The sequence below is a fragment of the Pseudomonas viridiflava genome, from assembly GCF_003702045.1.
Taxonomy (GTDB): Bacteria; Pseudomonadota; Gammaproteobacteria; order Pseudomonadales; family Pseudomonadaceae; genus Aquipseudomonas; species Aquipseudomonas viridiflava_C.
This window is the reverse complement of sequence record NZ_RBTP01000002.1, coordinates 20,316-33,196: the sequence shown is the minus strand read 5'-3', so window position 1 is coordinate 33,196 and position 12,881 is coordinate 20,316. Positions and strand designations below refer to the sequence as shown.

Genomic DNA, 12,881 nt, shown 5'->3' with positions numbered 1-12,881 from the left:
TCGAGCCCTTGCGCTTCTCATAGATGTGGCCTCCTACCAATCTACAGGCCTTGGACTGAACACACGCCGACTCTAGACACAGTGCGACTGATGAGGAAAGACAATGCGTCTGCCAACCACAGTTAGAGACTGAATGCTGTCAGCCAATAGCTACTACCTGATATGACCAAAATAAAGAACTCTCATTCACTGCGAGGGCTTTGGAAACGAATACGAAAATCGCTTTTAGCTGGATGTTCTATCAGTCCCTCTGGAGGGCCGTCAGAGATGAATAAATTTGACAGTACGGTGAGTAGCGCACCTAGTATGACATAACCAAATAGCACATGGGTTGCCACGAGTGCCTGAGATAGCCAGCTTAACTTGTTTGCTGAAATGTCTCCGTATCCAAGAGTTGTCATCGTGACGATAGAGAAATATAAACTCTGAATTATATTTAAATCTTTTTTCTCAACTCCAGATGTTGATCCAGGTATTAGCCAGTACAGGAGTGAGTAGAATAAGCATATAATCAGAAACGATAGTGCTACCTGTTTGGGAGATCTCCCATAGTCCGATGTCATCCAAAATAACTTGGCTGGGATGCTTTTTGCCCTACTATGTTTTTCATACCATGCAGTCCAGTTATGCCTGCGATTACAGTACTGAAGCGTTTGGCGAAGCCCCGCAGAATAACAGGCGCTTTCAAAGCTTACCGTTCTAAAATCTGTTTTTCTTGAAACTTTCGCAAGGTGGAAATAGGTTTCGCTTGTAAATTTTGCCTCCCTAAATATTGTTCCACATAGATTAAATCTCAACTCGCCCTCTACTAAAGGATTTCTGCCACCGCCCTGGAATTTGGCACCTGAAAGGTCTGTCGCGTAAAAGCTACAATCTTGAAAGTTTGAGTTGGAAAATTTCACTGCAGTTAAATTGCTTTGTTGGAAGTTGGCTTCGTCAAAATTGCAAAGCTTAAAGTGGGCGTTGGCTACTTGTGCCCTGACGAATATAGATTCGTGAAATATAGATCCGAATGCCTCAATGCCGGTCAGGTCGGCATTCAAGAAAGCGCAATCAGACATATCCACACCGTCTAGCATTGCATTCATTAATTTTGCGTCGCAAAAATTCGCACCCTTACCATCGGCATTTTTGAAATTGGCGCCAATGATTTTTATGCTCTCTAGGTTTGACTCTCGCAAATCGATAATGTCTTTAGTTTTCGAGGCGTAGTCATTCCATTCTGAGAAGTCTCCTTTTTGTGCGCATTCGGTTATGAGTTTGTATTGTTCTGGATTGAAGGTTTTGGTCATGGGTTATATGTAACTTCTGTGTGAACGTTGTAGTTGCTGATTCTGGATGATGGCGCAGGCCAAGTACATGCGTCAAATTGAGATTGCAATCGCCGCTCAGGAGTATGCTGGCCAAATCGAGGGCAACTGGATGATCAGTGATTATGCAAATGGGTGGCAAAGTCCTTGCCATATCGCAGGTGGTAGTTTTGAAGCTGCTGAACCATTAAATCTAGTGCTCCGACGGCTCAGCGGTCTAGGGGCGCCACCCAGTCCAATCGGCTTCTACACACCGCGACTAGGGAAGCAGCGGAATGATGCAGGCAGCTGCCCCAGCCGCAATCAGCAGACGTTCCAAAAGCTTTATCCCGCCGTTGTATTTGCGAGTGCGAACGTCCTTGTAAATCAGCCACAGTCGCCAGACATATTCGCTGAATGCCTGTTGGTGATGGGTGCTTGTGATAGACAGATACTTGAAGAGTTTCGAGAAGAGTTTTCTGATTTCCCGGTCGCTGACCTTGGCTGGGCTTCTGTACATTCCCAGAACGATATTGTCTTCGGTCATTCTCAGGTTGTCAGAGCCATAAGGAGCCATGAAAACGGTCACCATTCCCGACGGGGCTTGGTTGAACCACAGCGCGGCAGAGGCTTCGCTTTCCCCTTCCTTTCCTCCACCTTTGTCTCGACGCCCCAAAGCCCCAACTGCCTCGTACCGCAAGAGAGTTGTAATTGGCCTAGAATCTGATCCCCTCGAAATTCGCGAAGAGCTTCGGGAATCACGGGATGAAGGTATAGCGAGCCGTAGTGGCCGGCCAGAGGTGAATGCTCGACCTCAGCAAAGACGGCGCGCACGCGGTCGACCATCGCAGGCCATAGTTTTCTCCGGTCGACGGATGCTTGATCGTCTTTCATCAAACGCACAGCGTGCTTCTTGAACGCCTTCATAACTCCTCCAAATCAGCAGGCAAGCATGCTGAGCGAAAGGGCTTTTGGCAATACCTGTAGCCTTTAGAGTGAGGCCCGTAAGCGCTTGCGAATAATCAGAGAGGACTGCTCGAACCGTTAAAGAAAACGGCAGGAGTAGTAGCAAGTAATGTCATTGGAGCGGGGTGCCATTACCCTCGATCATTAGGTTTCGCTGCAAAAGTGATGGCGACCTAAAACTCGTACTTCTCTTTACGTTGAATGAAAGCGGCTCGGCCACCCTCAAGTATCTTCGCTACCTGGTCTCGGATCGCGGGGACATCAATCGACCCTTGAGCTTCCAAGGTCAGAGATCCCCGCTTTTCTTCTGCAGTGAAAACCCCGATCCATTCGGCATCACCGAAGACAGGGATGTTCGCGTTGTGGGTAGCGAACAAGAACTGCCTGGAAGTCTTCGCATCCCTCAATTCAGCGACGATCCTCTCCGCAATGAATGCGTTGTCCAGGTTGTCTTCGGGCTGATCCATGAGCAGCGGGTCTGGATTGTCGAGCAACAACATATGAAGGATCGCCGTGCATTGCTGTCCCGTGGACAGCTTGCTCAACGGCCTGAATGCCGGCTCGGCGTCGCCATGAGCGACGTTCAGGGAAATATCGACTCGGTGGGCCAATTCCAGCGCTTCGAGCTCCATGATTTGGGATGGCTGCAGTTTGGCAAGAGCATCGGCCACCATCTGCGGTGTGCCCCAGTCGAGGTAGACGACGCCAGCACCTTCCCTTATGGATTTAACCAAAGCCATGGGTGTGATTGATTCAGCTGCGCCAATCCAGCCGAGGCGTTTTTCGCCGATGTTATCGAGCTTGCAGGCCAGAAGGAATTGGACGATAGGGGATCTGTCCGCGTCAGGAACGATCTCAATCTTGAGCTTGGCCTGAAGCCGCTTGCTCATTTTCTTCGCAGCCTTTACCAAGGCGCCAATACGCTCGGCCCGCAGATCAGATAGCTCAGCCAACACATTTCGACGTTCCTGTTCGAGCTCATCAAGCTGTGCTTGGTGAGTTGGAAGCTTGGAATTCAGTGGCTTGATGCGCTCGATTTCCTCTTGCACCTTCTGGTATGCCGCACCGATGGCTTGGCCTGTTTTGCCAGCGGCGTCGGGGAGGGCTCGTAGTTCTTTCTCAAGCTCCGCGTCGTGCTGTTTGATCTGCTGCTCCCAGGCGTCGTGCTGGGTATTGAATGCCTGCACCGCTGTGTCCACGAGGGTTTGCATCGCCTGTAGGTGTATGGCGCACTCCGCTGTGAGCTTTTCCAACGTACCCCGCATGGCGATGAGAGCATCAATGTCGGGCACGCCCTTAAGCACCTCGTCACTGATAAAGGAGAGGTCAGAGAAGTGCTCGCTGAACGTCGGTACTGCGGTTTGAACGTTGCCGATCGCCTCTTTGGCGCTCTTGGCTATCTCACGTTCGCGGGCTAGCAAAGAGTTCTTGGCCAGCTTTTCTTTTACGCCCAGATCATCGAACCCGCGCAACTGTTCTTCCAGGTTGGGTAGGCGATCGACCTGTGTGTTCAGATCGTCAATGTCTCCCAGTGCTTCAGAAATGCTCTGCTGATTTGCCTTCAATCGACGCTGGGCGTCAGCTCGCTTGAAGTTGTAATCACCTTCCTCTGGTAGGAATCTTTCAAGTAGTTGTATGCGGCTGGATTCGTCTTGGGCGAGTTCATAGATCTCGTTTTGACCATAGATGTCGATCCGTGGCATCACATCGCTAGGCGTCATGGTCGAAACAGCTCCGTGCTCGTCTCGAACCACTGGAGGCTCGCCGTAGCGGCGGCTGATGCTGTACCTCCGGCCGTTCTGTGAAGACGAAACCAATGTCAGTTCTACGCGGCCACCTTCCAGACCTAGGTTTTCCTTCATGATATCGCTGTGCAGCTTCTGCGCCTGTTTTCCTTTGGGCTTGCAATCGAGAGCGAAGCGCACACATTCGATAAGGGTTGATTTGCCCGTGCCCCGGCCTCCAATGACAGTGTTTAGATGGTCAGAGAAACTGACATGCACTCCGTCAAGGTAGCCGCCGGCCACGCTCATGCTGATCAATCGGCCGATTGGGCTTTTGGCCTCAGTGGAGTTCAGGCGTATGCGTGACTCAGGATCGAGAAATGCGACCCTGAAAGCCGCAAAGGTCGGGCGAGTCATCTTGATGAGGCACGTTGCGTTGGGCTTCTCAAGGTCTTCAGGCTTGGCGACATCTTTTGCGTTGATGACTGCGATGGGCTTGTCTCTTCGATACGCGTCATCTCTGCCCAGAAGCACACGACGGTAGAAGTCGCTCTCTTCACCGGCCAGATTTTCAACGGAGAAGGGGATCTGGGCCGCCCTGAGCGTAGGATGCTTCCAGACGTGGCTCAGGCGGTTTTTTAACAGCCCACTGTCGTGTGTGCAGTGGGCTGCGTAGATAAATCCCCCCATCTGCTCGATCTTGTCGATCAGTTTGATAGAGCTTAACTGTGACGGAAGAATACGCTCTTGAGGATCCAGCAGCTCAAGGTTTCCCAGGTAGCGCTCAAGTGACTGCACCGAGGTGTCTTCAGGAAACAGGCAGACGAAGTGAGTCTTGTCACTCGCGGCAATTTCAAAGCCCGGAAACACCACGATCCCGTGTGGGGTCAATGCCTGACGTAATGCATCCACCGTCGCGACACTTCCATGGTCTGCGATCCCGACTACCTTGATGTCGAGTTCCAGGCACTTCTGGAGGAGCGCTTGGTTGTAGTTGGCTTCGTCCAACTGGTGATCGGTGCCTCGGTACGCGCCATGGTATGAAAACGGATTGACCTGAAGAGCGCAGCGCCAGAACCGGGCGTAGGTGAAACGATCGTCCATGATGGTTCCTTCATTATGTAGCAGGCCGACTGGGCAAAGGGGATGAGGCGTTATTACTAATGCTGACTCTACAGGTGGAAATTGAGCTGGAGTAGATCTTTCTGGGGCGATGATCAGTCAGCTCAAGTATCTCTTTGTCGAGCGTGCCTGTTCATAGTCTGGCGGCTTATCTCAAGACGTTTGGCGGCCACTGCTCGTGTCAGCCCTATGCCATTGGGTATCCAGCAGGGGTATCTGCTCTACAGTCAGGTTTTATCAACTAGGGCTTGCTCATGGAAGGGCAGAGAGTGATTGCGTCGAGCAGATTCCTCACTTATCTCGACTTAAGCTCCAATTTGGCGTGTACGCCCGGAGTCAACGCCGCAAACAGCGTGGTATGCGGCCAAGATTACAGGGTAGTACTGCTCGCGGGTAGGCCAGCAATTAAGCTGCAAACCACCTCATGGCTTTATCATCGGAAACGAGTGCGACTTTAGTGCCAATGCCTCTGAACCGTCGATCTCGGAATCCCCAGATGCTTAGCAACCGCCACCTGGGTTAACCCCTGATTTTTCAGTTCCTGTACTTGAAGCCGTATAACAGCTGCCCGCGCGCTAGTCGGGTGAGGGCTTTCAGTGCTCTGCGCCGATGCCGGCGGAACCGTATCAATCACCTCAAGGCGTTCCAAGTCGTCAATGGCCTGCATCAAGACGGCTCTAGGCGTCGTCCCCAAATTGGAGGCCGCCGCCGCAGCCAGCAGAGCTGAAGGTGACAAACCAAGCGCAAGGGCCAAGTCTCCAGCGACCTTAACAGTTGGGCTTGTTTTGCCAGCTTCGAGTTGACTGACGTGGGACGCAGCCACAGCGCCGCTGACCTCTTTCTGGTTAAGCCCTTTTGTCACGCGTATCCATCTTAACGCTGCAGCGAAGCCTTCATGTATAGACATTCTGCCGTCTCAAAAGCTGACGGTATGCCGCGTTTGCCTATGATCGAACAAATCTATATATTAACCTGATCGGGCGTATAGCCATCATTTGCGTGGATTGTTGCGTCCTTGGCGACGCCATGGCGTTCGATCCAAGACGTCCGGCGAAACCGCATCTGGGATATCTCAAGGCTGAAGCAAAGACGCCACCCATAGAAACGCGAAGCAAAACGGAACAGGCACTAAGGAAGGCCAAATGTCAGATCTGAAGAAAATCACGGTAACGGTCAAAAATTGCGACTTTCATGCCTCTCAAGGCACTGCAAATCTCTACAAGAAAGTAAGGCTTTTGGACGAGGCTGGCAGGATCTTTTATTACAAAGACCTGATTGTTCCTCACTACCTGGAGCGCAAAGGCGCAACGAGTAAGGATGTGCCGAGAACGTGGTTCATCAAACACATTGGCAAATCTGCGGTAGTGGTGGTCGCTTTTGAAACCAAAAACGGGACTGTCGAATACGATCTTGATGAAGTTCGCGACCTAGCGAGATCGGGATTTGTGGCCGGAGTTGTGTACGGGGTGTTAGCGATCCCAGCTGGTTTTATTGCCGGTATAGCCACCTTCGGGATAGGGTTGGTGGTGATCCCTATGGGCTTGTATTTTGCATATCGAAATATTTTCAAAATACCCGAAAGCTTGAGCCGAAAACGACTGCTGGAAGATTTTTCACTTCATGGTGTGCAAGTGGGTGAGGGCTGGGCGCGGTAGGGCCGGTTCACCTTGCCAGACCTCCAAGCAAGGCGGATTTGCCAAGGGCTGCGGAAAGGCGGGGCTGCTGTGTTCGTGATCAAGCATAAGGGTGTGGGAAGCCGAGAACGCTCGCTCTCACGCTCAACAACACAGCGAAGGCGAGCATTTCATGAGGGGGATGCGCACAGCTTCAAACGAGTTCGCCCAGCAGTAACGTATCCCCGTTTGGCACAATAGCCTTTTCGCCAAGACGAATGAGGTTGAAGCGAACATTTTGGGTGGCTTCTTTGTACGCCGCCTCGCTATCGTCGAACGATGCTGCGACGATGCTCTGAAGATTCTTCTGGGCCGACAGTTTCTGAAGCAGCGCGAGCTGACTCTTCGTCGCCATGGAGTGCTGTCCTGGCTCATCCATCAACATGAAACCCGGGTGGTTGCCTTTCACCGTAAAGTTTGCCGAAGTCTCGTATAGCGACAGTATGTAGCTCCAGATCAGGCGGACGAAGTCACTGGCACTGGATTCCCGCGCGATGTTTGAACTGCTCTTGGAAGTGCTGGTAACCGAGGCGCTCTTCTCTTCGGCGAAGTCTTTTTTGTAGATTTCTCTGAGCTCGATTTTGTCCAGTTCTGGCAGCAGGTTTGCCACATTGAACCGAATGTCGGTGATCGACGCGCTATGGTAGTCAAAGGAGCTCACGTTCGATCTGAAAACCTTAGAAAAATAGTCGTATTTCGCGAGGTCTACCTCGGAGTAATGCTCTTTTGGTAATGCAGCCCTGGCTTCCTGGTTCAGCTTGAACTGGCCCGACAGCTGTAAGAGGATCTCCAGTTGATCTTCGTTGCGCTGAACAAATTGCGAGACATCTTCGATGCTTATCTCGATCTGAAGCTGTTGGCGCAGGTTGGCCTTGGACACCACGGCATTTGTGGTGAGGTCAGACTTGAGTGCACGCAGTTTTGCTTTGGAAATATTGATCCGCTTCGCTAGTTCTTCGCCGAGCACAGCGGTTTCTTTGACCGATTGCTCGATACCGGCGGTGTCCCGTTCCAGCATCTTGATCTGGGATTTCAGATAGGCGATGTTGGTCTCGATATCCATATGCGGAGTGCTTTCATGGAGGTCGGTCAGGGAGTGGCCGATGTTCTGATGGCATGCCGGGCACACGTCGCTGGCTACATCAAGTTCGAGTGAGGCGCCATATTTAATGAGCTTCTGAGCCGCCTGGTTCTTTGAAAGCTCTTCCTCAGCCTGACGCTGGTGTATGGCGTTGGCGTTTCTCGCTGCGCGGTGGAGAGTCAACTCGCCGATGCTGGTCTCGTAGGCGACGGTCAGCTGTTGAAGCATCGAACTTTCATCTTCAATGAGCTTCAGGGTTTCGTCTGGCTGGTTGTCTTTCCACTTTGCCTCATCCTGAGCCAGCTTCTGCAGCGCCAATATCTGGTTACTCTTGAACTGATCTAGCCCGACCAGCCCCTGAAGCGTGGACTTTTGATAAGTCACGCTATCAGCCACGAAGGCCAGCACCGGACTCTTCGGCAGGTTCAGAACCTTCATGGAGTTTTTCAGCGCATCGGTGTTAATTGCCCGATATACGTCTTGCCAAGCCGTGTTCAACTCCTGCGACTCGTGATCCAGTCGAGCCCGGTTAGCGTCCATCTCGAACACATTGGTACCGACCAGATAGTCGACGATCTTGATTCGAGCCTCTTTGACGCCGAAGTAGGGGAGGTTGGCGATGTAGTCCGTCCAGCCACGCTTTTGCTCGATGACCATCGCCGCGAAGATGTATTGCAAGTAGAGCTTCACCTGCTTGCCGTTCGTATGGGGCACCATCGGCAGCTGAAGTCCCAAAAAGTTTTCCAGGTAGGTGTAGAAGCCTTCCCGGATCTGGGCGCTGCCGCCGTCATGTAGGAACCGGTAGAGGACTGGCGTAGATTGGCCTTCGCTGAGAACGGCGCATTCCTGGATCTCGACCAGCTTCGGGTTGACACCATCTTCCTTGATCTTGCGAGTGATAGTGATCGTCTTACCGAGCGATTCCAGCTCCATCATGACCTTGGAACGAATGATCGGGTACTTATCTCCCTCGAATTCGACATAGTCCTTCAGCACATACGTCAGTGCTGCCGCATTCTGCGCGCCTAGCAGCTCTTCCATGCCTAGCGCGTAAAGAACGCTGTGGACGATGCTGCTTTTGCCCGAGGAGTTACGGCCACGGATGATGTTGAGGTTCCGATCGAATTTCGCCATGAAGCCAAACGGGCCACCGGTGGTTTCGATTGCGATTTTGATACGTTTGATAAACAAGGTTATTCCCATTCCTTGGATATGGTCTTGACCATAGTTTCGGTGATTTTCCTGCCGATCTTCAAAAGCGCAGCCTTCTCTTCAGCCATGACGGTTTCATCGCCCATTATGTCTTTTACAAGCTGCCCCCCTTTGGGCAAGAGCTTGAAACCGTTCGACGTAGGCTCGATAAGCCCGTCTCTGAATGCCAGCTGCAGGGCAATCGATAGCGCAGGATCAAATCCCCAGACAGGTAGGCTGATCTGGCCGAGTTGTGCAGCAAGGATCAACGTTTCCATACGGCGGGGCGTTTTCATCGCCCAGTGCATCAGGTGCAGTTTGACCAAGCTGCATTTGCTGCCATGGCCACAGATAGAAAGGATCAGCAATGCTTGGCTGATCTTGTACATCGGTCTGAGCTCGGTCAGGACGGGCATGGGCCGTACTGTGAAGTTGATCTTTGCCATCAGGTGTAGAAGTCCAGTTGGCAGACTGCCAGCCAACGGGCGACTGTTCTGCGCACTATGTCGTCTGTGAGTGTTGCATCGATCCGTAGTTGATCATCGGTCAGCAGCCGGTTGGACAAATGCTCCCTGATCTCCTTTACCAGTTCGTCGGGGGTGCCATTGGCGGTCATGCTCCATTCGTCCACGTCTTTCTCGAAGCCGTTGAGAGTTTTCGCGACTTGGAAGTAGGTCTGCGGTGCCTTTTCGTACAGCATCTGGAAGAAGCCATCATGATCCAGGAAAGTGTCCCTGGTTTTGGAGAAGAGGGCGGCAGCCGGACGCTCACCCTTACCGACCATTCGCAGTTTCGTCTTACGTTGCAGATTGTCGTCGTAGGCGGTGGGGCTTTCGTTGACCTTGGGAATGGACTGCTTGTCCTGGCTTATGGAGATCGGTGCCCCCATTGTTAAACGGTGCTGGTTAATCTCATGTGTGTAAAACCCGATGTCCTGGACGAGCACTGTGAAGTTCTCATCCAGATGGGGCAGGCCCCAGGCTCGTACTTCATTCTGTTTTTTCTGAGCATGGGTCAGCAGGGCGTTGTGGGCGATTTCGGGCGTGATGAAGTACCAGTCTTTGATTTTGGTACCGCCAAGAATCCCCTGAAGGCTGGTTTGGTTAATCATCAGCTTCTTCAGGTCTTTTGTAATCTTATCCTGCTGCTTTTTGTTGAGCTCTTTACGTTCGTAATGCGTGTCAGGGCAATAGCACTGGAAGGCAAGCCCGGTATGTTTGGTAAAGCCTTCGATGCCGAAGTCGCCTGGGGTAGCAGGCACATGCTGGTATCCGTCAGCGCCGAATTTTGCCTTCAGGACGAACTGAATCGTCGCTTCCCACGTCGATCCGTTGAAGGCACCCATTGGTGTGATAATCAAAAGCTTACCTGCCTTACCACTCGAATCGATTAGTCCATTTCCGAGGGGAAGAATATCTACCCCGGATATCGCGAAGAGGTGCCCGGCACCGCATAGTGCGACGCTATCAAATGGCCAGTGGCAGGTCTACGATTTACAGAGAAATTGATAAGTAACGAACATGGTTATAAATACAGTGCTGTATGTGTAACCACCTTTGGTTGACCTTTACAACAAAATTAGGTGATCAGAATGAGTTGGAGGGTGCGCTCAATCTGGGCAACCCATCTCGCCAAAGGACGTCAACACAGGGCATAGCAACAGCACAATGCCAGCTTGCAAAAACGGGCCTCAGCCTTTCATCCAGTATTTGTCTACGGTCGACCTGCTGACGCCCAGCTGGCGAACGACCACCATCTTTGGATGCCCTTCTGCCTGAAGTCTCCTCACTGCCTCCATGGTTTCATCCGCGCGCTTTCCGCGTACGCCCCTGACTGCCGATGTTTGGAGCGCGCCACCGAGACGACCCAACTCAATGAGGCGTTCCATCTGGACATCCCAGGAAGTCTTGTAGGTGTGCAGATCAACCCCACGCAACCGAGCCTCCACTGCCAGCAATACCTGACTGGTAGGAACCCCGAGCAGATCACACAGGGAATGCAGCTTGATGGCCGTTATGGCTTGCTGGCCCTGTTCAACCTTGGCCAGATGAGGCCTGCTTAATACCTCGGCGCAGGCTTCGCGTGTCAAACCTGCCGCAACCCGCAGTTCGCGCAGAACCTGGCCTAATGTCGGCTGAAATCCCATCTCTTGGATGTACTCACAAAAGAAGAGAATGAAGCCACGCTTTGACGCCCGGCATCGTCAGCGTATACCATTCATTAAAATGGCGTTCCCAATGTACAATTGACGGTGAATTGACTCATGCGACTTCTAGTGATGTCGGATCTGCACGTCGAGTTCGAGCCCGTTGAGCTACCTGATTCGTCGCTGTACGACGTCGCGATCCTCGCCGGAGATATCAACATCAAAGGGCGGAGTTCCGATTGGGCGGGCGAGCATTTTTCGAAACCGACGATTCTGGTTGCCGGCAACCACGAATTTTATAAGTCGAGCTGGGAAAAGACCCTTGATCGATTGAATTCGCCCAGTGGCCCACATGTGCATTTTCTGGAGCAACGCACCCTGATCCTGGATGGTGTCCGTTTTTTAGGTTGTACAGGATGGACTGATTTTGAGGGGACAGGGAACGCGCCACTGGCGATGCTGGAGGCTCGCGCGCTCATGAATGATTACAAGGTGATCCGGGTGGAGCCGCAGTACCGAACTCTGGTTCCTCAGCAAACCCGACGAGTCGCCCAGCAGTCCCGTGAGTGGCTACGCAAGGAGTTGGAGGAGCCGTTTGAAGGCAAGACCGTTGTAGTCACTCATTTTCCACCCTTGATGCACTTCGTTCCTGACTACGGCAAGCATCCGCACTTGCGAGCCGCTTATGGCAATAATTGGCAAGAGTTTTTGGATATGGAAATCGAACTGTGGATGTTTGGGCACACCCATATGCCGGTGGATGAAACTATCAACGGGATCAGGTTCCTGTCCAACCCTCGCGGGTACCCAGGCGAAGATGTTGATTTCGACAACCAGTGCGTGATCACACTTTGAGTAGCTGGCAATCGCCGAGCAGAGGATTTTAAGTGTATTTTCCAGCCAAGCTGATGCAGGCCACGAAGGTCTCCTTTGAAGGCCCGATCAGTGGTTATCTACTTGATGCTCGCCCAGCAGGCGCTGGCTTCAAGGGGGCGATGTTCTTCGACATTCATCAGCGATCCGGCAATGGTGACACGGTCATTACCGATGAAGTGGCGATGATGGAAGAGGAGCAAGGCTACTCAGTCGTAGTCACCGTCAGGGGCGAGCGGTATGTGATCGTGAGCTTCCTGTTGTTCATGGTCGAGGAAGTGGATGGGGGCGAGCAGACCGTGGTGCTTTCGATGACGCGCAATGCCGCCAGCTCTTCCTCATAAGGCTCCCAGTTCAGAGACGCTAACTCGCGATGAATCGAAAGGAAAATCCATGTCGGACTTTGATGCGGAGCAGATGATCGGCCCGAGTGCAGTGATGTCTGGCAGTGATTTCGGGCTCGAAGAAGCCATTCGGGTCACCCAAGAAAAATTCCCGGATCGTAGTTTTTGCGTTGTCAGCGAGTGGGTCTGGCTTGATCTGGATGCGCCTGACCTCGTCGTTGAGGAGCTGGCTTTGGAGGGCAAAAAGCCAACCATGCTGCTGGTCTTCGATGTGCTCTTCGACAGTTCTACGAATTTCCAGTCTCATTGGTTTCGCTCGACGCCCATGATGGATTTCACTGATGGCATGTTTTTCCAGACGCAAAACAAACTGTATGTCCTGCTGGGGCATGGACGACGCAAGTCGATGCTTCTCTCGGCTGTCATGAGACTTTTTTGAGCGAAATAGGTAACAGCATGACCAAACCCAGCA

Annotated in this window: 13 protein-coding genes; 4 read left to right on the top strand and 9 right to left on the bottom strand. The window is 52.2% G+C overall.

Features of this window, described 5'->3' with window-relative positions:
• Positions 1 to 182: 182 nt before the first annotated feature.
• The 5 genes from ALP40_RS00175 to ALP40_RS00155 form a co-directional block, all read right to left on the bottom strand.
• Positions 183 to 1,292 carry a pentapeptide repeat-containing protein gene (locus ALP40_RS00175; protein ID WP_122206322.1) on the bottom strand — a complete coding sequence of 370 codons (1,110 nt, stop codon included), beginning with the start codon at positions 1,290 to 1,292 and terminating at the stop codon, positions 183 to 185.
• Positions 1,293 to 1,569: 277 nt separating this feature from the next.
• Entirely contained in the window at positions 1,570 to 1,866 is a 297-nt protein-coding gene (locus ALP40_RS00170; protein WP_147478281.1) for a hypothetical protein, read from the bottom strand.
• A gap of 8 nt (positions 1,867 to 1,874) precedes the next feature.
• Positions 1,875 to 2,216 carry a hypothetical protein gene (locus ALP40_RS00165; protein WP_122206320.1) on the bottom strand — a complete coding sequence of 114 codons (342 nt, stop codon included), beginning with the start codon at positions 2,214 to 2,216 and terminating at the stop codon, positions 1,875 to 1,877.
• A gap of 212 nt (positions 2,217 to 2,428) precedes the next feature.
• Positions 2,429 to 5,083: a TrlF family AAA-like ATPase gene (locus ALP40_RS00160; protein ID WP_122206319.1), complete on the bottom strand. Its 2,655-nt coding sequence runs from the start codon at positions 5,081 to 5,083 to the stop codon at positions 2,429 to 2,431.
• A 472-nt stretch (positions 5,084 to 5,555) separates the two neighbouring features.
• Complete coding sequence (locus ALP40_RS00155) at positions 5,556 to 6,008, bottom strand: helix-turn-helix domain-containing protein (protein WP_122206318.1); 453 nt, start codon at positions 6,006 to 6,008, stop codon at positions 5,556 to 5,558.
• Positions 6,009 to 6,243: 235 nt separating this feature from the next.
• Here ALP40_RS00155 and ALP40_RS00150 point away from each other — a divergent pair, with 235 nt between their 5' ends.
• Entirely contained in the window at positions 6,244 to 6,756 is a 513-nt protein-coding gene (locus ALP40_RS00150; protein WP_122206317.1) for a hypothetical protein, read from the top strand.
• A 172-nt stretch (positions 6,757 to 6,928) separates the two neighbouring features.
• Here the strand turns inward: ALP40_RS00150 and ALP40_RS00145 are convergent, their stop codons facing one another.
• From ALP40_RS00145 to ALP40_RS00130, 4 genes are all read right to left on the bottom strand, one after another.
• Positions 6,929 to 9,046: an ATP-binding protein gene (locus ALP40_RS00145; RefSeq protein ID WP_310887061.1), complete on the bottom strand. Its 2,118-nt coding sequence runs from the start codon at positions 9,044 to 9,046 to the stop codon at positions 6,929 to 6,931.
• Between the two features lie 2 nt (positions 9,047 to 9,048).
• Positions 9,049 to 9,492 carry a hypothetical protein gene (locus tag ALP40_RS00140; RefSeq protein WP_122206315.1) on the bottom strand — a complete coding sequence of 148 codons (444 nt, stop codon included), beginning with the start codon at positions 9,490 to 9,492 and terminating at the stop codon, positions 9,049 to 9,051.
• A complete protein-coding gene (locus tag ALP40_RS00135) occupies positions 9,492 to 10,406 on the bottom strand; it encodes a hypothetical protein (protein WP_241001439.1) in 915 nt (304 codons plus the stop codon). Before ALP40_RS00135 ends, ALP40_RS00140 begins: the two co-directional genes overlap by 1 nt.
• Positions 10,407 to 10,736: 330 nt before the next feature.
• Positions 10,737 to 11,192, bottom strand: a complete 456-nt coding sequence (locus ALP40_RS00130; RefSeq protein ID WP_122206313.1) for a transcriptional regulator — start codon at positions 11,190 to 11,192, stop codon at positions 10,737 to 10,739.
• 117 nt (positions 11,193 to 11,309) lie between these two features.
• On the opposite strand from ALP40_RS00130, the gene ALP40_RS00125 reads away from it, so the two are divergent.
• The 3 genes from ALP40_RS00125 to ALP40_RS00115 are packed head-to-tail and all read left to right on the top strand — an operon-like array spanning position 11,310 to position 12,848.
• Positions 11,310 to 12,047, top strand: a complete 738-nt coding sequence (locus ALP40_RS00125; protein ID WP_122206312.1) for a metallophosphoesterase — start codon at positions 11,310 to 11,312, stop codon at positions 12,045 to 12,047.
• Between the two features lie 32 nt (positions 12,048 to 12,079).
• Positions 12,080 to 12,409, top strand: a complete 330-nt coding sequence (locus ALP40_RS00120; RefSeq protein WP_122206311.1) for a hypothetical protein — start codon at positions 12,080 to 12,082, stop codon at positions 12,407 to 12,409.
• A 49-nt stretch (positions 12,410 to 12,458) separates the two neighbouring features.
• On the top strand, positions 12,459 to 12,848 hold the full coding sequence (locus ALP40_RS00115; RefSeq protein WP_122206310.1) for a DUF6957 family protein: 390 nt from the start codon (positions 12,459 to 12,461) through the stop codon (positions 12,846 to 12,848).
• Positions 12,849 to 12,881: the final 33 nt, after the last annotated feature.

Bases quoted from the DNA above. Each gene is read 5' to 3' on its own strand.
- ALP40_RS00155 (WP_122206318.1), bottom strand. From the start codon at position 6,008: ATGTCTATACATGAAGGCTTCGCTGCAGCGTTAAGATGGATACGCGTG.
- ALP40_RS00160 (WP_122206319.1), bottom strand. From the start codon at position 5,083: ATGGACGATCGTTTCACCTACGCCCGGTTCTGGCGCTGCGCTCTTCAG.
- ALP40_RS00150 (WP_122206317.1), top strand. From the start codon at position 6,244: ATGTCAGATCTGAAGAAAATCACGGTAACGGTCAAAAATTGCGACTTT.
- ALP40_RS00125 (WP_122206312.1), top strand. From the start codon at position 11,310: ATGCGACTTCTAGTGATGTCGGATCTGCACGTCGAGTTCGAGCCCGTT.
- ALP40_RS00175 (WP_122206322.1), bottom strand. From the start codon at position 1,292: ATGACCAAAACCTTCAATCCAGAACAATACAAACTCATAACCGAATGC.
- ALP40_RS00165 (WP_122206320.1), bottom strand. From the start codon at position 2,216: ATGAAGGCGTTCAAGAAGCACGCTGTGCGTTTGATGAAAGACGATCAA.
- ALP40_RS00130 (WP_122206313.1), bottom strand. From the start codon at position 11,192: ATGGGATTTCAGCCGACATTAGGCCAGGTTCTGCGCGAACTGCGGGTT.
- ALP40_RS00140 (WP_122206315.1), bottom strand. From the start codon at position 9,492: ATGGCAAAGATCAACTTCACAGTACGGCCCATGCCCGTCCTGACCGAG.
- ALP40_RS00115 (WP_122206310.1), top strand. From the start codon at position 12,459: ATGTCGGACTTTGATGCGGAGCAGATGATCGGCCCGAGTGCAGTGATG.
- ALP40_RS00170 (WP_147478281.1), bottom strand. From the start codon at position 1,866: ATGGCTCCTTATGGCTCTGACAACCTGAGAATGACCGAAGACAATATC.